The 20290-nt window shown below is 64.6% G+C and carries 15 protein-coding genes and 1 tRNA gene; 7 read left to right on the top strand and 9 right to left on the bottom strand.

Annotated features, from left to right (window positions below; all coding sequences use genetic code 11):
- The first annotated feature begins 68 nt into the window (after nucleotides 1-68).
- Complete coding sequence (locus EN786_RS30435) at nucleotides 69-4319, top strand: cytochrome P450 (RefSeq protein ID WP_127311268.1); 4251 nt, start codon at nucleotides 69-71, stop codon at nucleotides 4317-4319.
- Nucleotides 4320-4347: 28 nt separating this feature from the next.
- Here the strand turns inward: EN786_RS30435 and EN786_RS30440 are convergent, their stop codons facing one another.
- The 3 genes from EN786_RS30440 to EN786_RS30450 form a co-directional block, all read right to left on the bottom strand.
- A complete protein-coding gene (locus EN786_RS30440) occupies nucleotides 4348-5034 on the bottom strand; it encodes a Crp/Fnr family transcriptional regulator (protein ID WP_135909224.1) in 687 nt (228 codons plus the stop codon).
- Nucleotides 5035-5494: 460 nt separating this feature from the next.
- Nucleotides 5495-5569 (bottom strand) — tRNA-Val (locus EN786_RS30445).
- Nucleotides 5570-5698: 129 nt separating this feature from the next.
- The gene (locus EN786_RS30450) at nucleotides 5699-6379 is read right to left on the bottom strand and encodes a phosphoglycolate phosphatase (RefSeq protein WP_127286701.1); all 681 of its coding nucleotides are present in this window, start codon (nucleotides 6377-6379) and stop codon (nucleotides 5699-5701) included.
- A gap of 167 nt (nucleotides 6380-6546) precedes the next feature.
- On the opposite strand from EN786_RS30450, the gene rpiA reads away from it, so the two are divergent.
- The 3 genes from rpiA (at nucleotide 6547) to gor (ending at nucleotide 9383) form a co-directional block, all read left to right on the top strand.
- Nucleotides 6547-7278 carry a ribose-5-phosphate isomerase RpiA gene (gene rpiA, locus EN786_RS30455; protein WP_127311502.1) on the top strand — a complete coding sequence of 244 codons (732 nt, stop codon included), beginning with the start codon at nucleotides 6547-6549 and terminating at the stop codon, nucleotides 7276-7278.
- Nucleotides 7265-7876: a DUF2059 domain-containing protein gene (locus tag EN786_RS30460; protein WP_127311501.1), complete on the top strand. Its 612-nt coding sequence runs from the start codon at nucleotides 7265-7267 to the stop codon at nucleotides 7874-7876. The genes rpiA and EN786_RS30460 overlap by 14 nt, the downstream gene beginning before the upstream one ends.
- Before the next feature lie 118 nt (nucleotides 7877-7994).
- Nucleotides 7995-9383 carry a glutathione-disulfide reductase gene (gene gor / locus EN786_RS30465; RefSeq protein ID WP_127311500.1) on the top strand — a complete coding sequence of 463 codons (1389 nt, stop codon included), beginning with the start codon at nucleotides 7995-7997 and terminating at the stop codon, nucleotides 9381-9383.
- Between the two features lie 57 nt (nucleotides 9384-9440).
- On the opposite strand, the gene mgtE is transcribed toward gor, so the two are convergent.
- Both mgtE and EN786_RS30475 read right to left on the bottom strand, forming a co-directional pair.
- Complete coding sequence (mgtE, locus tag EN786_RS30470; RefSeq protein WP_127311499.1) at nucleotides 9441-10805, bottom strand: magnesium transporter; 1365 nt, start codon at nucleotides 10803-10805, stop codon at nucleotides 9441-9443.
- Nucleotides 10806-11093: 288 nt separating this feature from the next.
- The gene (locus EN786_RS30475) at nucleotides 11094-12980 is read right to left on the bottom strand and encodes an ABC transporter ATP-binding protein/permease (RefSeq protein WP_189340723.1); all 1887 of its coding nucleotides are present in this window, start codon (nucleotides 12978-12980) and stop codon (nucleotides 11094-11096) included.
- A 590-nt stretch (nucleotides 12981-13570) separates the two neighbouring features.
- On the opposite strand from EN786_RS30475, the gene EN786_RS30480 reads away from it, so the two are divergent.
- Nucleotides 13571-14005 carry a hypothetical protein gene (locus EN786_RS30480; RefSeq protein WP_127311887.1) on the top strand — a complete coding sequence of 145 codons (435 nt, stop codon included), beginning with the start codon at nucleotides 13571-13573 and terminating at the stop codon, nucleotides 14003-14005.
- 11 nt (nucleotides 14006-14016) lie between these two features.
- Here the strand turns inward: EN786_RS30480 and EN786_RS30485 are convergent, their stop codons facing one another.
- Complete coding sequence (locus EN786_RS30485) at nucleotides 14017-14700, bottom strand: DsbA family protein (RefSeq protein ID WP_127311886.1); 684 nt, start codon at nucleotides 14698-14700, stop codon at nucleotides 14017-14019.
- Between the two features lie 20 nt (nucleotides 14701-14720).
- Nucleotides 14721-16541, bottom strand: coding sequence for an extracellular solute-binding protein (locus EN786_RS30490; protein WP_127311885.1), 1821 nt, complete (start codon nucleotides 16539-16541; stop codon nucleotides 14721-14723).
- Between the two features lie 282 nt (nucleotides 16542-16823).
- On the opposite strand from EN786_RS30490, the gene EN786_RS30495 reads away from it, so the two are divergent.
- Nucleotides 16824-17450 carry an invasion associated locus B family protein gene (locus EN786_RS30495; protein WP_126054534.1) on the top strand — a complete coding sequence of 209 codons (627 nt, stop codon included), beginning with the start codon at nucleotides 16824-16826 and terminating at the stop codon, nucleotides 17448-17450.
- 69 nt (nucleotides 17451-17519) lie between these two features.
- Here EN786_RS30495 and hspQ read toward each other — a convergent pair whose 3' ends face one another.
- Nucleotides 17520-17843 (bottom strand): heat shock protein HspQ, encoded by a 324-nt coding sequence (hspQ, locus tag EN786_RS30500; RefSeq protein ID WP_128346819.1) that lies wholly within the window; start codon nucleotides 17841-17843, stop codon nucleotides 17520-17522.
- Nucleotides 17844-18065: 222 nt separating this feature from the next.
- On the bottom strand, nucleotides 18066-19277 hold the full coding sequence (locus tag EN786_RS30505) for a UbiH/UbiF family hydroxylase (RefSeq protein ID WP_127311365.1): 1212 nt from the start codon (nucleotides 19275-19277) through the stop codon (nucleotides 18066-18068).
- A gap of 103 nt (nucleotides 19278-19380) precedes the next feature.
- On the opposite strand from EN786_RS30505, the gene EN786_RS30510 reads away from it, so the two are divergent.
- Nucleotides 19381-20277 carry a DUF2182 domain-containing protein gene (locus EN786_RS30510; protein WP_127311366.1) on the top strand — a complete coding sequence of 299 codons (897 nt, stop codon included), beginning with the start codon at nucleotides 19381-19383 and terminating at the stop codon, nucleotides 20275-20277.
- The last annotated feature ends 13 nt before the right edge of the window (nucleotides 20278-20290 follow it).

A 20290-nucleotide genomic window follows, 5' to 3' on the forward strand; every position in this document is an offset into this window, starting at 1 on the left:
GATGCAAACCTAGGCCATGAGACGGCCGGTATCGCAATGACGTGGACAGCCGGGGGGCTTGAACGCGAATGATCAAGTTAAAGTATTTCGATAAGGTCCGCGCAGCCCAGAAAAGCCAGCGACCGCTGTCGGAAATGCCGCCATTCGACATCGAACGGCTGCGCACCAATGGCCTGGCGTCGCGCATCGTCGGCTTCTTCTTCAACGATCCCCGCTGGGCCCTCGCGCTGCTGCGCCGCTTCAAGCCAAACCTCGGTTTCGGCAATTTCCTGCTCGTCACCAGGAATGCCGACGTTCGCGACATATTGGAGCGCGGCGACGAGTTCGAGACGCCTTACGGACCGGAGATGGCCGAGCTGGCGCGGGGCTCGAATTTCATCCTCGGCATGCAGGACGGCGCCGCCTACCGGCAGATGAAATCGTCGGTGCTGAGCGCCTTTCCACCGGCCGAGGTCGAGGCCAAGGTTCGACCGATCGCGGCGCGCCATTCCAGGGACATCATGACGGCCGCCAGCCCCGGCTTCGACGCCATAGCCGGGCTGCTGAAGCTCCTGCCGGTGCATATCTGCCGCGACTATTTCGGGCTTGAGATCGACGACGAATCCGAGTTCGCCGACTGGGCGATCGCCTTGAGCGCGCTGTTCTTTTCCGATCCTACGGCCAAACCAGTCACGCGCGAGCTTGCCGTTGTCGGCGGCGATCGGCTGATCAAGGTCATCGACCGCTCCATCGACGCGATCAGGGAAAAGGGCCAGAAGGACCAGCCGCTGGCGCGGCTTGTCGCCTTGCTCGACCAGGGCCGGCTGTCGCGCCCGGACATCCATTCGATCATGTTGGGCATGATCGCCGGCTTCGTGCCGACCAATGTGCTGGCCGGCGGCAATTGCCTGGACGTCATCCTGTCGCGGCCCGATGCCAGGCAGGCCATCGACGCGGCGCTCGCCGAAAACGACACGGCGAAGCTGGACCGGGCGATCATGGAGGCAATGCGCTTCAAACCGATCTGGGTCGGCCCGTGGCGCTATGCCTCGCGCGACGCGACCATCGCCAGGGGGACGCGCCGCGAGCGGCTGGTGAAGGCCGGAACGGTGGTGATGCCGGCGACACTGTCGGCGATGTTCGACCCTGACGCGGTGCAGAACCCGAACGATTTCGACATAACGCGCCCGCATCGCGACTATCTGGTGTTCGGGCACGGCATCCATCTGTGCATTGGCGCCGAGATCGCCAGGATCCAGATCGGCGAAAGCCTGCGCGCGCTGTTCGGCAAGGAGAAGCTGCGCCGCGCCAGCGGCAGGGCCGGACGCCTGAGCAACATCGGCGCCTATCCGGAAAGCCTCAAGGTCGATTTCGAGCAGCCGGCGTTCTGCCACACCGTCGACCAGTCGATGGTGACAGTGGTCTGTCCGGTCGTCCGGCCCGTGCCGCTGGACGCCATCCGCGACAAGGTCGCCATGCTCGGCAATCCGGCCATCGAGGAGATGAGCGCCGCGCTCGACACCGCCGGCAGCATTCACTTCACCAGCCTCGCCGTGGCCGGCACCGGCGAAATCGATGACGCTTCCGGTGCCGAGAAAGGAGCCCTGGTTCTCGAAATCTCCGGCGACGGCAGCGCCAGCGAGGTCATCGATGCCGTCTCCCAGGCCATCGGCCACCGGTTGCGGCCGATCTTCAAGGACGTCTGCGGCCTGCCAGATGGGGGCGCGCTGAGCGACTTCCTGCGCAAGCACAATATCGAGATATCGCCATCCTTCGGCAGCAATGCAGGACTGGTGTTTTCCGGCACGCCGGGTCATTCGGTCCGCCGCATCCTGGCCGAAGCCGAGCTTGCCGGCATCGTGCGCGACATCGCCGAGCGGCCGCGCGCCGGCAATGGCGACGCCGCCGCCGTGCTCGCCGAGGCGCGCCGGCATGTGCGCTCGCTGGGCAGGTTCGACTGGGCTTTCCAGCCGGCTGAAAGCCTGCTCGAAAGCCCGCCCGGAAAATGGTGGCGGGCCATCACCACCACGCTGCTGGCGCCGCCAATGCTGGTGGCCGTCGCGGTCGTGGTGCTCGTCTCCTGGAAGCTGACCTACAAGCTGGTATTCGGCGATCCGAGCGGTCTCAGCTTCGCCACCATCGCCATTGCCGGCACAGCGCTTCTGCTGGCCGTTCTCGGGCTCATCGCGATGATCGCGGTGGCGCTTGGCGTCTGCTTCATCGCCTTGCGGCGCCTCGAAGACATCGACCGTCCGCATAACACGCCGGTCGACCTGCAGGCGCTGGACAAGATCATCGTGCATGAGGATCGCGCCGCGCAAAACCATATGACGGCGATCTCGACGATGAAGGCCGGACTCCTGCGGCGGCTGGCGCTCAGGCTGTCTTTCTACCTGATCTCGATCACGGCCCGGAAAGTGTACCGGCCGGGCTTCCTCGGCACCATCAACACCATCCATTTCGCCCGCTGGGTGCTTTTGCCAGGCACCAACAGGCTGATGTTCTTCTCCAACTATGGCGGCAGCTGGGAGAGCTACCTAGAAGATTTCATCGCCAAGGCCGCTTCCGGGCTCACCGGTGTGTGGAGCAACACCGAGGGCTATCCGCGCACGCGCTGGCTCTTCCTCGATGGCGCGCGCGACGGCGACCGGTTCAAGCGCTGGGCACGGCGGCAGCAAGTGCCGACCCTTTTCTGGTATTCGGCCTACCGCGAGCTCAACACCGCGGCCATCCGGATCAATTCCCGGATCAGGCGCGGCATTGCTTCGGCTAGCGACAACGAGGCGCGCGACTGGCTGAGCCTGTTCGGTTCGCTGCCGCGTCTGGCGACCGAAAGAACCACCGTTCAAAAGACCACCTCGCTGCTGGCCAATATCAGTTCGGCCTTCCCGCCGCCGCTGGAGCAGCAGCTCGAAACCGGCGAGATCCAGTCCATCTTCTTCGGTCCGTTCGGAGCGCTTGCGCACGCGCATATGTTGGCGATCGCCATACCGGAGACCCTGTCCAGGGCAAGCCGCAAGGCCTGGCTCGAATTCGTCGTTGCCGGCGCGAGTTTTGGCGATGGCGTGCCGCGCGAACGCGCCTTGACGCTGGCATTCGGCCCTGACGGCCTTCGCCGCCTCGGACTGGGCGGCGGCGTCGACGGCGACCCGCTCGGCACGTTCCCCGTCGCCTTTCGCCACGGCATGGGCAATCCCGAACGCAGCCGTATCCTGGACGATCTCGGCGACAGCGTTCCCGACAATTGGCAGTGGGGTTCACTGCAGAAACCGGTGCACGCCGTCGTCGTCTGCTATGCGGAAAGCCCCGAGATGCTGAAAACCGAGCTTGCTTCGCTGAAGAAGAAGACGTCGGGCGCGGGGATGGTGCTGGTTTCGGAACTGCCGCTTGCGGTGAAGCGGGAAGGCAAGCGCGCGGTCGAGCATTTCGGCTTCGTCGACGGCGTCTCGCAACCGATCGTCAGGGGCACGGCGCGGGCCAACGCGGGTGCTGCACCCATGCATCTGGTCGCGCCCGGCGAATTCCTGTTCGGCTATCGCGACGAGCACGGCTTCTATCCGGCTTCACCCTCCGTTCCGGCCGCGCAGGACCGCTCCGGCATCCTGTCGGCCGTGCGCCGCAACCGCCAGATCGCAGGACAGCCGCCACCGCCGCACGATTTCGGCCGCAACGGCTCCTTCCTCGTGATGCGCCAGTTCGAACAGCACGTCGAACGCTTCGAGGATTACTGCAAGGCGGCCGCCGCGCAGGCGGCGGGCGAGACCGGCAATCCGGCGATCACGCCGCGCTGGGTGGCCGCCAAGATGCTCGGCCGCTGGCCGGACGGCAGCTCGCTGGTGCGCAACCCGGACGGCCGCCCCGGACGCGGCGTCGACAATGATTTCACCCTTGGCGTCGAGGATCCGCAGGGACATCGCTGCCCACTCGGCGCCCACATACGCCGCTCCAATCCGCGCGACTCGCTTGGCGAGGACCGCGAGACGCAGATCCAGATCGGCAAGCGCCACCGCATCATCCGCGTCGGCCGCCCCTACCAGAAGCAGGACCGGAAGGGTGCAAAGGTCGAGAAGGGCCTGCTGTTCATGTGCCTCAACGCCGACATCGAGCGCCAGTACGAATTCATGCAACAGACCTGGGTCTCATCGACCTCGTTCCAGGGGCTGGCCGGCGAAAAGGATCCGACGATCGGCTCGCGCAGCGGCGACGGCAGGTTCACCATCCCGTCCTGGGAAGGCGTAACGGTGCTGAAAGGGATGCCGCAATTCGTCACCACGCGGGGAGGGGGCTATTTCTTCATGCCCGGCAAATCCGCGCTGCGCTATCTGATCTCGCGGCTCTGATTCGGGTGCCGAATGGCGAAATGAGGCCTCAGTCGTCGTCGTGCGATTCGGCAATGGTACTGAGCGCCCTGGCGTCGGTTATGCGCAGGCCGCCGCGCTTGATGTCGATGATCCGGCGGCTGCGCCAGTCGTTCAGCGTCTTGTTGACCGACTCGCGCGTCGCGCCAAGGAACTCCCCCAGCTCCGATTGCGAGATCGGTATCCAGCCGTCCCCGTCGGCCATCACGCCGCCCAGGAACACCAGCCGCTTGGCCAGCCTGGCCTCGATGCCGAAGAAGGCCTGATCGCCGAGCTCGCCGCTGACCCAGCGCAGCCGGGCGCACAGCAAATCGATCATGGCGCGCGCAAGCGGGGGATTTTTCTCAATCCGATCAAAGAGTTGCGCACGGCTTAGCGAAACCAGCTCGCACGCGGTGAGGCAGATGGCGGTTGCCGTGCGCGGGCGTCCGTCGAGCGCGCCGATCTCGCCGACCAGGCTGCGCGACAATTCGATATTGGCGACCAGCTTCTGGCCGCCGGGCGAATAGATCGAGATCTCCACCGTGCCGCTCATGACGCCGTAGATGCGGTCGGCGGCATCCTCCTGGACGAAGAGGTGCTGGCCGGCGGCATAGCGCTCGACCTTGCAGCCGCTGAACAGAAGTTCGAACTGGCGCGGATCGATCCGCGCCAGGCGCGGCAGGTCGTTCCTGTCGTTCGCGCTGGCGAAAGCCATGTTGATGTCCCGATTGCCGCCCTCGCCGAAGTTTACGGCAACAAAGGACGGCGTCAAAGCCCCCGGCGTTGATCCATGCAGTTGCGCGGTCAGATGGCGCGGCGTTGCCCCCATCTGGTGCCCGATGTGCAGTGCGCGGAAGGCCGTCCGCGCGCGCGGCGGGAGGAGCCGTGACGCGCGCGGACGGCAACTGTGAAACGTCCGGCGATCGAAAATCCCTGCCTGGACCGGTTGCCTTCCAGATCGCGCAGACTTCACTCGGCTGGCCGACAGATGTTGGCCGAGCCGCTTTACGTTGCGCGAGAACCCGCTGAAGGTCTGTGAAGGCTGTCACATCGCGGCAGGCCACGCGATTGCCGGCGCGCGCAGGCATGGTGGCGGCCCGTCGCGTGAAGGGCGTCTCAGGAGTGCCGGTGCAATTCAGTGAAGGCCAGCCATCCAACCGTTTCGTCAGGTTGGATGGTGGGCGATGCAGGGATTGAACCTGCGACCCCACCCGTGTGAAGGGTGTGCTCTCCCGCTGAGCTAATCGCCCGCTCGTTGCCCGAAGGCCAAGCGAGCCGCGATATAAGGGAGGCAGGCTGCCGAAGTCAAGCGATGTGCCGCTGGTCCCCGAAGGATCGCGATTGCGGGATCGGCGGACCGGATACGGCCTTGTTTTTGCTCAGGCCGCGGCGTCGATCAGCCGCTCGGCCAGGCCGAGCGTCAGCGCGTCGAAATGCGAGATCACCGCCGACGGCTCGAATTCCCTGACATGGCGCTCGGTGTAGCCGAAATCGACGGCCACCACCGGAATGCCGGCGGCCTTGGCGGTATCGATGTCGGTCTGCGAATCGCCGACCATCACCGCGCGGTGCGGGTCGCCGCCGGCCAGCCTGATGGTCTCGGTGAGATGGCGCGGGTCGGGCTTGCGGAAGGCGAAGGTGTCCTGGCCGGCGATCGCGGCGAAATACCGCGCCAGGCCAAGCGCGCCGATCAGCGCGACCGAATTGCCCTCGTATTTGTTGGTGCAGATCGCCAGCAAATAACCGGCGGCCTTGAAGCGGTCGAGCGCCTCGACAACGCCGGGGTAGGGGCGCGACTTGCCGGGAATGTTGAGCGTGTAGTGGTCGAGGAACAGCTGCAGCAGCCGGTCATGCTCCTCCACCGCCAGCGCCCGCTGCTGCGCGGCATGCGCCCGCTCGATCATCACCCGCCCGCCATGGCCGACGAAGCGCTTGAAGCCGGCCTCGTCGACAGCCGCCAGCGCATTGGCCGCCAGGCTGTGGTTCAAGCTGTCGAGCAGGTCCGGCGCCGTGTCGACCAGCGTCCCGTCGAGGTCGAACACGATGATCGGTCGGGTCATGGGCAGTCCTGTGCGGTTGCGTCGCCAGAGGCGATAACCCCTGCGTCCCGATCAGGCAAGCCGGCTTGGTCAATCCACAGGATTTAAGCACAAGCGCGGCCTTTGACCGCGCGGGCAAAAATGCTAGGAGCGCCCAAATCAGCCTTTCCCGGGGACGACGTGCAATCATGGATGCCAGGCAACTGAAGGTCGAAGCCGCGCGGGCCGCCCTTGGCCATGTCAGCGACGGCATGCGGCTCGGCATCGGCACGGGGTCGACGGCCGAGGAGTTCGTGCGGCTGCTCGCCGAGAAGGTCGCCACCGGGCTCCGGATCATCGGCGTGCCGACCTCGGAGCGCACCGCAGCACTCTGCAGCGAACTCGGCGTGCCGCTCTCGACGCTCGAGGAGACCCCGGAACTCGACCTTACCGTCGACGGCGCAGACGAAGTCGACCCGGAGCTCACCCTGATCAAGGGCGGCGGCGGCGCGCTGCTGCGCGAGAAGATCGTCGCGGCTGCCTCCGCGCGCATGATCGTGATTGCCGACCAGTCCAAGATGGTGGAGACGCTCGGCCGCTTTCCGCTGCCGATCGAAGTCAACAAGTTCGGCCTGCGCGCGACCGAGATCGCGGTTGCCGCGGCGGCCGCGAGCCTCGGCCTTGCCGGCCCGATTACATTGAGGATGACGGGGAGCCAGCCTTTTGTTACAGACGGCGGCCATTTTATCCTCGATGCATCTTTTGGCCGCATTCCGGATACAAGAGCGCTTTCGAATGCTCTCCATGCCATTCCAGGCGTTGTCGAGCACGGTCTTTTCATCGGGCTGGCTTCAGCGGCCATCATCGCCGGCGGCGACGGCATCCAAACCGTCCATGCCGCCCGAAAACCAGGGAGTTCTATCGACCATGATGTTGCATAACCGGGTTCGCCGCTTCTCGGCCGCTCTGGCGGCTTCGGCTGTCCTTGCGCTGTCCTCGCCGGCGTTTGCGCAGGACGTCTCCGAATCGCATCTCAAGGCCGCGCGCGCCGCGGTTGCCGCGATCCACGCCACCGACCCGTTCGACAACATCCTGCCGCAGGCGGCAGCGGCGCTCGAGAACCAGCTGATCCAGAAGAACCCCGACATGCAGGAACTGATCGGCAAGACCGTTACCGAGAAGGCGATGGCGCTGGCGGCGCGGCGCGCCGATCTCGAAAAGGAGGCTGCCCTTGCCTATGCCAAGGTGTTCTCCGAAAAGGAACTCAACGACATCGCCACCTTCTACGGCTCCGATTCGGGCAAGAAGCTGCTCGACAGCGGCCCTGCGGTGACGCGCGATCTCGTCAAGGCTGCCGACATCTGGCAGAACGGCGTTGCCCGCGATCTCGCCCAGCAGGTCGGCGAAACGCTTGCCGCCGCGTCGAAGGCCGCCGCTCCGGCGGCGCCTGCGCCCGCCGATGCGAGCGCTCCTGCCGCCCCCGCCGATGGGGAGGCTCCGGCCGATGGCGAGGCGCCTGCCGACAACACGCAGAACTGATTTGCCTTTACAGGCGGCATGACGGCCGCTGGACCAGAAAGCCCGGCTTTGTCCGGGCTTTTCTTTTGCCGCCCGGCAGCCTACCTGTGCCTCGGCCTTTCTCTGCAGGAGTTCCGTGATGACCGCTTACGACTACGATCTTTTCGTCATCGGCGGCGGCTCCGGCGGGGTGCGGGCGGCCCGTGTCGCGGCCGCACTCGGCAAGCGCGTCGGCATCGCCGAGGAATACCGCTATGGCGGCACCTGCGTCATCCGCGGCTGCGTGCCGAAGAAGCTTTACGTCTACGCCTCGCAGTTTCCGGAGCATTTCGCAGATGCCGCCGGATACGGCTGGACGGTGCCCGAGGCCAGCTTCGACTGGCCGATGCTGGTCGCCAACAAGGACCGTGAGATCGCCCGGCTGGAAGCGATCTACGAGAAGAATGTGAAAGGTGCCGGCGGCGAGACGTTCCATTCGCGCGCCATGCTGGTCGACCCACATGTGGTGCATCTGCTCGGCGACGACCGCACCGTCACCGCCGACCAGATACTGATCGCCACCGGCGGGCGCCCGGCGCCGCATCCGGCCCTCGTCGGCCACGAGCACTGCATCTTCTCCAACGAAGCCTTCGACCTCAAGCAATTGCCGAAGGCGATCATGGTCGAGGGCGGCGGCTATATCGCTGTCGAATTCGCCAACATCTTCCACGGGCTCGGCGTCGAGACCACGCTGGTCTATCGCGGCAAGGAGATCCTTTCCCGCTTCGACATGGACCTCAGGCGCACGCTGCACGAGACGATGGAGAAGAAGGGCATCAGGATCCTGTGCCATGCGGTGTCGGAATGGGTGCGCAAGCGGCCGGATGGGCGCCTGGACGCGCTCGTCACCGGCGGCAAGGTGCTGACCGTCGACCAGGTGATGCTCGCCATCGGCCGCATCCCAAACACCGAGAACATGGGCCTGGAGGGAGTTGGCATCGAGCTCAGCAAGACCGGCGCCATCAATGTCGACAAATATTCGCGCACCAATATCGACAACATCTGGGCCATCGGTGACGTCACCAACCGCGTGCAGTTGACGCCGGTGGCGATCCACGAGGCGATGTGCTTCATCGAGACCGCCTTCAAAGGCAACCCGACCGCGCCCGACCATGACACCATCCCGACGGCGGTGTTCTCGCAGCCGGAGATCGGCACTGTCGGCCTGTCGGAGGACGAGGCGGTCAAACGCTTTGCCGACGTCGAGATCTACCGCGCCAGCTTCCGGCCGATGCGGCATACGCTCTCCGGCCGCGACGAGAAGATGCTGATGAAGCTGGTGGTAGACGGCGCGTCTCGGAAGGTGCTCGGCGCCCATATCCTCGGGCCGGATGCCGGCGAGATGGCGCAGCTTCTGGGGATCCCACTGAAAGCAGGACTGACCAAGGAAGATTTCGACCGCACCATGGCCGTGCACCCGACGGCGGCGGAAGAGCTGGTCACCATGTACAAGCCGACCTACCGCGTGAAGGACGGCGAGCGCGTCTGATCGTGCGCATATCGCAAGGCCGCCACCAATTCTGTGGGCGACGGCCTTGCCAGGGGTCTACAGCAGCGTGCCGCGCAGGATCACCAGCGCCACCGAGAAGTAGATCACCAGGCCGATGACGTCGACCAGCGTGGCGACGAACGGCGCCGAGGCGCTGGCCGGATCGAAGCCGATGCGCTTCAGCGCGAACGGCAGCATCGAGCCGGAGAGCGAGCCGAAGGTGACGATGCCGACCAACGCGGCGCCTACCGTCGCCGCAATCCGTCCCCAGTGCGGGCCGTAGTCGTAGAAGCCGAGATACTGCCACAGCGCGATGCGGCAGATGCCGACGACGCCGAGGATCGACCCGAGCACCAGGCCGGTCGGCAGTTCGCGCAGCGCCACCCGCCACCAGTCGCCAAGGCCGATCTCGCGCAGCGCCAGCGCACGGATGACCAGCGACGTCGCCTGCGAGCCGGAGTTGCCGCCGGAACTCATGATCAGCGGGATGAAGAGGGTGAGCACGATCGCCTTTTCCAACTCGCCCTCATAGCTTTGCATGGCATTGGCGGTCAGCATCTCGCTGATGAACAGCGCGCAGAGCCAGCCGCCGCGTTTCTGGATCATGGCGAGGAAGCCCATCTTCATATAGGGCTCGTCGAGCGCCTCCATGCCGCCGAAACGATGCACGTCCTCGGTCGTCTCCTCGACCATCGTGTCGATGATGTCGTCGATGGTGACGATGCCGAGGATCTTGCCATGATCGACGACCGGCACGGCGAGCAGGTCGTATTTGGAGATCGTCTGCGCCAGCGTCTCGCGATCGGTCAGTGGGGTGACGGTCACCGGCGCACGATCCGGCGCCACCGACAGGATAGGATCGTCGGGCTCGCCGGTAATCAGACGGCGCAGTCCGGTCGAGCGCACCAGAAGGTGCGTCTCCGGATCGACGATGTAGATCGCGTAGACGGTCTCGCGGGTGCGTTCGACCTTGCGGATGTAGTCGAGGGTGCGGCCGACGGTCCAGTCCGAAGGCACGCTGACGAATTCCGTCGTCATGATCGACGCGGCGCTGCCCTCCGGATAACCCAGAATGGATAGCAGCGTCGCGCGCAGCGGCGGCGCGAGCGCGCCGAGCAGTTCGGAACGGGCCGGCTCATCGAGCTCGCGCAAAATGTCGGCCGCGCGGTCGACGGACATGGCGGTCAAGAGCTTGCTGGCCTTGGCGCGCGGCAGGGCTTCGACGAGCTCCGGGGCGCTTTCCAGTTGCGGCTGGTCGAAGATCTCGACCAGGCGCTCGAAAGGCACGGCGCAAAGCAGCTCGATGGCTGTTTCGCGTGGTTCGTGGTTCAGCGCCTCGACGACGTCGGCGACGTGGTCGTTGGCAAGGACACGGGCGACGGCGATGGCTTCGTCGTCCAAGACGGGTGCGAATTCGTTCATGGCTCACTCCTTGCCGTCCGGCAGGACGTGAGCCGTCAGGTCACGTCAAGGCGGACGGCGATTGCGTTCGACTGTGACTGTCGCCAGGCATGGCGGGTTGACCTTTCTGCTCGCGGGCTCGGGTTTGAATTCTGCGAGCCGGCGCAACATAGGAGCGCCTCGGCCCGAGTCAATCGCAAGGGCGCGGGAAAACCGCGGCCAATGGCAAGATCGCGACACTGTGATCGCCGTTCAACGGCCCAAGGAAAAGCCTGATGCCGGCGGCCGATCGAAGAGAGGGGAGCGAGGCTATTTCTGCTTCAGCCGGCGCGAGAAGCGCAGCCATTTGTCCTCGGGCGGCCTGGGCTGCGCGAGGATGGTGGTGAGTTCGCGCGGCAGGCTCGGCGCGAGCGGCTTCTTGGTGGCGATGCCGTCACTGATCGCCACCACGCTGTGGTAGAAGTCGGCGCCCGTGAGCGAGCGCGGCGGCACGGCCTCATGCATGACGCTGATCACCGTGACATCGGGACAATTGTCCTTGATCGCCTGGTGGAAGGCGACCTTGCCTTCGGGATCGAGTGCGCCGGTCGCCTCGTCGAGGAACAAAAGGCCCGGTTGCTGCAGCACGATGCGGGCAACCACCAGCTTCTGCTTCTGGCCGCCCGAAAGCACCTGGTCCCAGTTCTTCCCGTCACGGCTTTCGTCGGCCAGGTGTTCGATGAAATCGCCAAGGCCTGCCTTGTGCAGCGCCGATGCGACCTGCGCATCGCTGTGGTCGCGCTCGGAGCCGGGCAGGCAGACCAGCTGCTTGAGCGACACCTGCTGCAGCTTGACCTCCTGGGCGGCGTAGAAGTTCTTGACCCCTTCCGGGAAGACGATGGTGCCACGGCCATAGGGCCACAGACCGTTGATCGCCTTGATCAGCGAAGTCTTGCCGCAGCCGGATTCGCCCTTGAGGAAGGTCCACTCGCCGCGCCGGAAGCGAAGGTTCGCGGCGCTCAGGAAGGGCGTCGCATCCTCGCCCTGATGCGCCAGCTCGAGCTTCTGGATGGTCAGGCCGAAGACGGGATTCTGGCCGGCATAGCTGAAGTCGGAGCGGCCGGTCTGCCGGTAGAATTCCTGCGGCTGCTGCACGTTCTCGATGGCGTTGGCCAGTTCCGTCACGCGCTGGCTGTTGGCCCGCAGCGTCGCGATGGCCGGCATGACATGGATGAACCATGAGCACTGGCCGATCAGCGCGTTGACCATTTCGGAGCCGGTTATGTAGCCCTTGAGATCGAAGCCATTGTGGATGAAGGGCACCAGGCCCGGGCCATAGGCGACGATGCGGGCGCCGATGAAATTGTAGATCAGCTCGAACGAGTTGTAGCCGGTGTTGACGATGTTCAGCCGCGCCCAGTTGCGGTCGATATCGGCATAGAGCCGGTTGTGCATGGTCTTCTGCACATTCTCGCCCTGCGACGCTGCGACATGGAAACTGCGGCGCAGGAAGGTGGTCAGCTCGCCGCGATAGCTGCCTTCCGACTGCTGCATCCTCACATTGAGACGTTCCAGCAGCCGGCCCAGCTTGACCGCGATCCAGGTATTCAATGGCACATAGATGGCGACGGCCAGGAAAGCCAGGACCGCGCTGCCGTAGCTGCCGAGGAATTCCAGTCCCCGCACTTCGACCGAGGTCTCGAGCAGCTTCTGGCCGACAAAGTAGAGCGAGGTGGCAACGGCGAGCACGCCCATGGCGAGGCCGATGGCTCCGCCGGTCATGTCCTTGATCGATTCCTGGACCCGCTGGTCGATGTTGTCGGGCGCCAGCGAGTCGGACGAACCGTGCTGGGCGTGGAAATGCGTGTGATTGGTATCGAGGAGCGCCTCGTTGAAGCGGCCGTCCAGCCAGCCGCGCCATTTGCGGTGCAACGTTGCCGAAACAAGGCTGCGTATGCCGGTGAAGCCTGCATCCTTGAGCACGACGATAAGAATGAGGATGCCGGCGTTGGTGAGCAGCGTCTTCAGCGGGGTGGTATTTGCGGCGTCGTGGAAGAAAGCAATCGAATTGACCAGTTCACCCGACGCTTCGGCGAACCACACGCCGGACTTGCTCGACAACGCCGTGAGCAGCGCGATGACGAGGGTGAGGGTCCAGGCTTCCTTCCAGCGATCCGAGAACCAGTAGGCTCGCATCAGTCCCCAGAAGGTTCGCATCGACGACACCGGGGTCAGGGGCGGCTGCCTTCTGGCGTCGCTAGGACTTTTCTCCGATATTGAACGTCTCGGTCTGCCGACCCGAATCACGATCCCGCCCAAACCTTTTTAGTTTTGTTACGGATAGTAACACCAATTGATCATTTTCCATTAATTTTGTGTCGGCGAATGTGAACCGCCACACGAGCCGTTGCCCCTGCGCAACAGATCGCACCGCGATACGGTCGTGCTTAGACGGGATATTTCTTTTTCTTTCAATAAGTTGCGACTCGCTCATGTCGAGTTGAGGACCTTCCCTTGGGGAAACCAAAAACACGGTTTCGTGAACCGATCTGCTCTCCAGCTCGGCTGAATTTCCGTCCGAGGGCGAACCGGAGCGGTCGAAAAGTTACCTGCTCGCGTCTTTCGGAGCCGGCCTTCGTGATGTTCCCGGGCAGGTCGAAACATGCTGGGAAGCGAAGCGAAGGCGCCCGGCATCGTCCCGATACATCGATCCGCCATTGCTCTTTCAGGCGAACGCCGACTGTGTTCGACGTGCCGACCGTTCGGTTTCGAATTTTGCACCGGCCCTGGAGCGGAGGAGTTTTCTGATGTTTGCACGGACATTGTCAGCCGCGATGCTCTCGACACTCGCCTGGCTGGCGCCGGCACATGCCGGCAGCCAGACCATCCCGGCGAATGCCGAAGGGCAGGTCGAGTTCAACACGCCGTCAGGCAATATCGGCTGCATCTACACGCCGAAGGGCGGGACCAGCACCTATCAACCGCAGGACGGCGGCCCCGAGCTGAGCTGCTCGCGCGTCGAGCCGAGCTACATCACCGTCATCCTGGGGCCGAAGGGTCCCGCTACCCAGATCAAGAACCCCGGCGAGCAAGGCTGCTGCGGCGACGTCGCAAAGCTCGCCTACGGCAACAGCTGGAGCAAAGGATCGTTTTCCTGCCAGTCGTCGAAGAAGGGGCTGAGCTGTACGGGCAGCAACGGCCACGGCTTCTTCGTCAGCAAGGCCAAGGTTACGGTGAAGTAAGCCGGTGTTGCTCAGCCGGCCGCTGTTTCCAGTTCGCCCCGCGCCTTGGCCGCGGCCACCTGGCGGATGGCGTCGGCGAGCGTGTCGGCTTCCTGCGCGCCCATCACCGCGTATTTGCCTTCGAGCAGGAAGCAGGGGACACCGGTGATGCCCATGCGCGAAGCGGTCGTGATTTCGGTGCGCACCGCCTCGACATCGGCATCGGTCGGCAGCAGCGTCTCGACCACGGACGCATCCATGCCGGCTTCGCGGGCGGCTGCCGTCAGCACGGCGTGATCGCCGAGATTCGCGCCTTCCTCGAAATTGAGCTGGAACAGCCGGCGCACCAGCCGGTTCTGCACCTCCTCGCCGGCGGCGCCCGCCCAGCGGATGACGCGGTGCGCGTCGAGCGTATTGGCTGCCACCTTGATGGCGTCGAAGGCGAAATGGATCCCTTCAGCCTCGCCCAGCGGCTCGATGCGGGCATGGATCTGGCGAACGCGCTCCTCGCTGCCGAACTTGGCGATCATGTAGTCGCGGCGATCCATGCCTTCGGGCGGGATGGTGGGGTCGAGCTGGAACGGCCGCCAGCGGACATGCACCTCGACGTCGTCGGCGGCGGCAATCGCCCTGTCGAGCCGTTTCTGGCCGATAAAGCACCACGGGCAGACGACATCGGATACGACATCCACCGTGACGGAATTCTCGCCGCTCATCCTCTGCTCCTGTCCGGAATTCAGTTCGGCTTGCGCCACCAGCTTGGCAGCTGATAGCCGAATATGGGGGTCTTTTGCGGATGTTCCAGATAATTCCAGTAAGCGAGCCATTGCTGCGCGTTGTACTGCATCGGCACCATATAGTTGCCGGAGATCAGCAGCCGGTCGAGGACACGAACGGCGGCGACATAGTCTTCCTTGGAACGCGCCCTCAGCATCGCATCGATCGCCGCGTCCACGGCCGGGTCGGCGACGCCGGCAAGGTTGAACGATCCTTCGGCCCTGGCGGCGGAAGAACCCCAGCGGCCGATCTGCTCGATGCCCGGCGACAATGAGTTGTTGAAGCCGCTGGAGCCGATCAGCACCTCGAAATCGAAACGCTGCTTGCGCGACTGGATCTGGTCGCCGTCAAGGCTGCGGATGGTCATCTCGATGCCGATCTTCTCCAGCGTGCGCTGGTAAATGGCGGCGAGCCGCTCCTCATCCTGCGAGGCGGTCAGGATCTCGAAGCCGAAGGGATTACCCTGCGGGTCGTGCATCACGCCGTCCTTGACCGTGTAGCCCTCGCTCTTCAGCAGCTCGAAAGCCACCCTCAGCACCTTGCGGTCCTGGCCCGAGCCGTCGGTGACCGGCGGCCGCCAGCTGCCGTCCATGACATTGGCGGGCACGCGGCCGGGGAAGGGCGCCAGCAGCGCCTTTTCCCTGTCGTCGGCCGGATGGCCGAGCGCGGAAAGCTCGGAATTCTGCCAGTAGCTCATGGTCCGGCTGTACTTGCCGCCGAACAGGTTCTTGTTCGCCCATTCGAAGTCGTAGAGCATGCCCAGCGCGCGCCGGACGGCCGGGTTGGAGAACTTAGGCAGCCTGGTGTTGAACAGGAACCCGGTCACGACGGGCGGAATGCCGGTGTCGAAGGTCTCGGCGACCACGTCGCCCTTGCGGAAGGCAGGAAAGTCGAGATCGCGTTCGCGCTTGACCGGGTCGGTCTCGTCGTCGATGGCGCAGATGCCTTTCTTGAACGCCTCGGTCTTGGCGTTGGCATTGAGGAAGTACTCGATGGTGATCTGGTCGAAATTGTCGAAGCCGCGCTTCGAAGGGACATCCTTGCCCCAATAGTCGGGATTGCGCTTGAACACGATGCGCTGGCCGGGCACCACCTGCGCCACCGTGTAGGGGCCGCTGCCGGTCACAGGCTTCAGCGTCGTCTTGTCGAAGCTGTCCTTGTCGAAGGCATGCTTCGGGATGATCGGCGTCAGCGCGACGATCAGCGGAAACTCGCGGTCGGCCTTGTCGTTGAAGGTGAAGCGCACGCTGCGGTCGCCGGTCTTTTCCAGCTTGGCGATCTTGGCCATGCGGTCGCTGTAGGGCGGGCGGCCCTTGTCGGTGAACACGTCGTAGGTGAACAGCACGTCCTCCGGCGTCACCGGCTGGCCGTCCGACCATTTTGCGTTGGGATTGAGATGGAACTCGATCGACTTGCGTTCCGGATCCATGTCGGCGCTGTCGGCGAGCAGGCCATAGAGGCTGAAGGGCTCGTCATAGTTGCGCTGCATCAGCGGCTCGAAGACCAGATTGCCGTAGATCGTATCCATCATGCCGCGTGCCGTGGTGCGCAGGCTTTTCAGGATGAACGGGTTGAGATTGTCGAAGCTGCCGACGACGCAATAGGTGATGCTGCCGCCTTTCGGCGCATCGGGATTGACGTAGTCGAAATGCGTATAGTCCGCCGGCAGCGCCGGCTCGCCCTGCATGGCGATGGCATGCTTCGGCTCCGACAGCGCCGGTCCAGTAGCAAGGGTCAGAAACGAGGTCGCGGCGATCAGCCAAACGAGAACGCGGCCCATGACCGTCTCCTTGCCAGGCGGCTTGATGATTCGGAATGCACCCTAGAGCATTTCGTGCTCCGATTGAATCGTTGCGGCACGGGGACGGAGCTGCAGGAGCTCGGCGACCGCGGGCGGCCGGCGGAGCTGCGCCAAGAATTGCGGCCGACGGGCTGGATTCGCCATCGCTGGCAGTGTAACAGGCGCTCCGAAGTCATGCTGTTGCCTCATTTCGGCAACAGGTAGCAGGACCACACGGCACGAAGAAGCCGGTCCCGGGATCATTGAGAGGAAGTACACCATATGACGAGCCTGAACAGCAACGCGTACCGCCTTTCGGTCCTGGCCGCAGGCGTGATCGGCTTTCTGGGCGCAGAACTTCCGGCTGCCTCCGCGCAGCAGCAGCAGATTCCGCAGGGCTGGTTCAAGGCCTGCACCAAGCAGGAAGATGTCGACATCTGCAATGTCCAGAACATCGTCACCGCCGGCAACGGCCAGCTCGTCACCGGCATCAGCCTGATCGAGCTGAAGGGCAAGGTGAACCGCAAGGTGTTCCAGGTCACGGTCCCGACCGGCCGTCTGGTCCCTCCCGGCATCGGCCTGCAGATCGACACCGGCAAGGCGCAGAAGCTCGACTATGTGATCTGCTTCCCCGACCGCTGCGTGGCCGAAGTGCCGCTGACCGACCAGCTCGTCGCCTCGTTCAAGAAGGGCCAGGCGATCACGCTGACCTCGGTCAATTTCCAGAACCAGCCGAACCCGATCAAGGTCGCGCTGACCGGCTTCAGCGGCGCCTATGACGGTCCGCCGCTGCAGCAGTCGGACATCGAAGACCGGCAGAAGAAGCTGAAGGACTTCGTGGCCAAGAACAACCAGGACTTCGCCAAGAAGCTCAAGGAAGAGCAGGACAAGGCGAAGACCGCCAACTGATCGCCCGGGACTCCTGCGGGGGTCTTCCGGCTTCGAAAAAAGCGGGGCATGCCCCGCTTTTTTTGTGCCTCAATGCCGGGACTGTCGTTTCGGCTCGTAGCGACCGTCCGGCCGCTTGTCGAACATCTCGCCGATTTGCGGATGCCGCACCGGCTCGCCCGACTTGTCCTCGAGCAGGTTCTGCTCGGAGACATAGGCGATGTATTCCGTTTCGGAGTTCTCTGCGAGAAGGTGATAGAAGGGCTGGTCCTTGCGCGGCCGCACGTCGGCCGGTATCGCCTCGTACCATTCCTCGGTGTTGGCGAATTGCGGGTCGACGTCGAAGATGACCCCGCGGAACGGAAACAGCCGGTGGCGAACCACTTGTCCGATCGAGAATTTGGCCGTTTTCATCGTACTCACCACTCAGGTTCCAAGGCGCCGTCGGTGACCGCGCAAAGGCGCCTAAGATCTTGAATTTACGCGCTGCGCCGCCAAAAATCGACCCCGACTTTCGGTTGGTGCCTATTTGGCGCAGACGCCGCGTCAATTCAATGCCAAAGCACCGCTCCTATGCCAAGCAACGAGCTGGCGGAGCCGAGGGTTTCCGGCCTGCGGCGGAAATGTCCGGCGAACCTACCGCCGGGACTGCTTGCGCAACCCGCCGGCAAGCGCCTGGAAGCCGCTGCCGGGCCTCAGCCCTTCGCGCATGAAAAAGGCGCGCAGCGGCGCGAAGCTGCCGAGCACGCCAAGGCCGGCGCTGCGCGCCAGCTGCGCCGGCAGCATGTCGGAGAGCAGGGACCTGTTCAGCAGATTAACCGCGCTGCTGCGCGCCAGAATGTCGGGCCGTCGCCTGGTATCGTAGGTCGCGAGGCACTTCTCCGATCCCGGATCAGAGCTATTTTCGCTGGCGATTCCAATCAGGTCGTCGATATCCCTGATGCCGAGATTGAGGCCTTGCGCGCCGATCGGCGGGAAGACGTGCGCGGCCTCGCCGACCAGCGCCACCCGTTTTTGCGCAAAACGCCCGGGCGAGGCGGCCGACAGCGGATAGACCTGCCTGCCGGGTTCGACGGTGACGCGCCCCAGCATCGACTGCATCTGCTCTTCGACGCGCTGCGAGAGCGTCGCGTCGTCGAGCGCCGCCAGTTCCGTCGCCGTCTCCGGCTTCACCACCCAGACAAGGCTGGAACGGTTGCCGGGCAGGGGAACCTGCGTGAACGGGCCGGTCTCGGTGTGGAACTCGGTCGAGGTGAAGGCGTGGTCGCTGCGGTGGCTGAAATTGAGAACCAGCGCCGCCTGTGGATAGGAGCGCACCGATGCGGCGATTCCAGCCGCCTCGCGCGCCGGCGACATGCGCCCGTCGGCGGCGACCGCCAGGGAGGCGGAGACCTCGCCGCCATCGGCAAGCACGGCATGGGCATGGGCGGTGTCCAGGCGCCAGCTCTCGACCATCGATTTCCGCCATTCGATGCCCGTATGCGCGGCAACCGCCCTGGCAAGGGCTGGAACAAGCATATTGTTGGGCAGGTTCAAGCCGAACTGCTCTTCGCCGATTTCGGTGGCGCGGAAGGTGACCGTCGGGCTGCGGACCAGCCGCCTGGTCGCGTCGACGATGCGCATCACCTTCAGCGGCGCGGCCTCTGGCCTGAGTTCGGCGAGAACGCCCAGCCGCTCTAGGACTTTCAAGGCAGGGTTCATCAGCGCGGTGGTGCGGCCATCCTGGCCATTGGCTTCCGGGCCTGCCAGCGTCACCGCAAAGCCGGCCTCGGCAAAGCCGAGCGCCGCGATCAGCCCGGCCGGACCGCTGCCGGCAACCAATATCCGCGCTGTCTTGTGATGATCCAAATCCGGTATCCAGATCGCAATGCAGGCCCAACTGGCCGCCAACGTCGGTATAGGCCCGATCGCACGGCTTGATCAACGCGGCGATTCGGCCCATTTCGGGTCCATGACCGGCCAGGACCATGATTTCAGCCATCTCGACCGGGCCGGCCGCGCCACGGCGAGTGTCGCGCGCAACCCCCGGCTGGCGGTGACCGCGGCAGTGGGCGCGGCGGTCATGCTGGCCTGGCTCACGCTTGGGGCCATGGCGATCCGCGGCGCCGAAAGCCGGATAGCGGGCGCCTCGGCCCCCGGCGATTTCATGCTGAACAACCTGCCACCGCTGCCGCTGCCGGATTTTCTGGACCGGTTTTTCGCTCTCTGCCTGACACCGGCGCCGCTTGTCGATGCAATCAGCGCCCAGGCGCCGGCGCTTGTCCTGATGTGGTTCCTGATGGCCGTGGCGGCGATGCTGCCTTCCGCAGCACCAATGATCCGCACCTATTGCGAGATCGCCGATACCGCCCGCATCAAGGGCGAGCCGGTCGTCCACCCGCTGGTTCTGGTCGCCGGCTATCTTTGCACATGGCTCATCGCTTCGGCGCTGTTTGCGGGGCTGACCCTCGGCGTCCATGCTTTTGCTCCGGCGGCGCGATTGCTGGATCCGGTCGTGGGCATTGCCGGGGCGCTGGCCTTGCTGGTCGCAGGCCTCTACCAGTTCAGCGGCTGGAAGGAAGCCTGCCTGACGAAATGCCGGAACCCGTTCTCGATCCTGTTCGCAAACTGGAGCGCGAAACCCCAACGCATCTTCCGGCTCGGCCTGGAACAGGGCCTGTGGTGCCTCGGCTGCTGCTGGGCGCTGATGCTGGTGATGTTCGCCGTCGGCGCAATGAACATCTTCTGGATGGCGTTGATCGGCCTGTTCACCCTGATCGAAAAACAGACCCAGGGCAGGGTGGCAAGCCGGGTCGCCGGTGCGATACTGCTTGTCTGGGGCGCCGCCCTGCTATTAGTTTCGGCCTGAGGGGGAGAAGTCG

It is taken from the genome of Mesorhizobium sp. M4B.F.Ca.ET.143.01.1.1, assembly GCF_004792275.1.
GTDB classification, from domain to species: domain Bacteria; phylum Pseudomonadota; class Alphaproteobacteria; order Rhizobiales; family Rhizobiaceae; genus Mesorhizobium; species Mesorhizobium abyssinicae.

Coding starts and splice junctions, on each gene's coding strand:
- EN786_RS30435 (WP_127311268.1), top strand. CDS start 69: ATGATCAAGTTAAAGTATTTCGATAAGGTCCGCGCAGCCCAGAAAAGC.
- EN786_RS30440 (WP_135909224.1), bottom strand. CDS start 5,034: ATGGCTTTCGCCAGCGCGAACGACAGGAACGACCTGCCGCGCCTGGCG.
- EN786_RS30450 (WP_127286701.1), bottom strand. CDS start 6,379: ATGACCCGACCGATCATCGTGTTCGACCTCGACGGGACGCTGGTCGAC.
- rpiA (WP_127311502.1), top strand. CDS start 6,547: ATGGATGCCAGGCAACTGAAGGTCGAAGCCGCGCGGGCCGCCCTTGGC.
- EN786_RS30460 (WP_127311501.1), top strand. CDS start 7,265: ATGATGTTGCATAACCGGGTTCGCCGCTTCTCGGCCGCTCTGGCGGCT.
- gor (WP_127311500.1), top strand. CDS start 7,995: ATGACCGCTTACGACTACGATCTTTTCGTCATCGGCGGCGGCTCCGGC.
- mgtE (WP_127311499.1), bottom strand. CDS start 10,805: ATGAACGAATTCGCACCCGTCTTGGACGACGAAGCCATCGCCGTCGCC.
- EN786_RS30475 (WP_189340723.1), bottom strand. CDS start 12,980: ATGCGAACCTTCTGGGGACTGATGCGAGCCTACTGGTTCTCGGATCGC.
- EN786_RS30480 (WP_127311887.1), top strand. CDS start 13,571: ATGTTTGCACGGACATTGTCAGCCGCGATGCTCTCGACACTCGCCTGG.
- EN786_RS30485 (WP_127311886.1), bottom strand. CDS start 14,700: ATGAGCGGCGAGAATTCCGTCACGGTGGATGTCGTATCCGATGTCGTC.
- EN786_RS30490 (WP_127311885.1), bottom strand. CDS start 16,541: ATGGGCCGCGTTCTCGTTTGGCTGATCGCCGCGACCTCGTTTCTGACC.
- EN786_RS30495 (WP_126054534.1), top strand. CDS start 16,824: ATGACGAGCCTGAACAGCAACGCGTACCGCCTTTCGGTCCTGGCCGCA.
- hspQ (WP_128346819.1), bottom strand. CDS start 17,843: ATGAAAACGGCCAAATTCTCGATCGGACAAGTGGTTCGCCACCGGCTG.
- EN786_RS30510 (WP_127311366.1), top strand. CDS start 19,381: ATGACCGGCCAGGACCATGATTTCAGCCATCTCGACCGGGCCGGCCGC.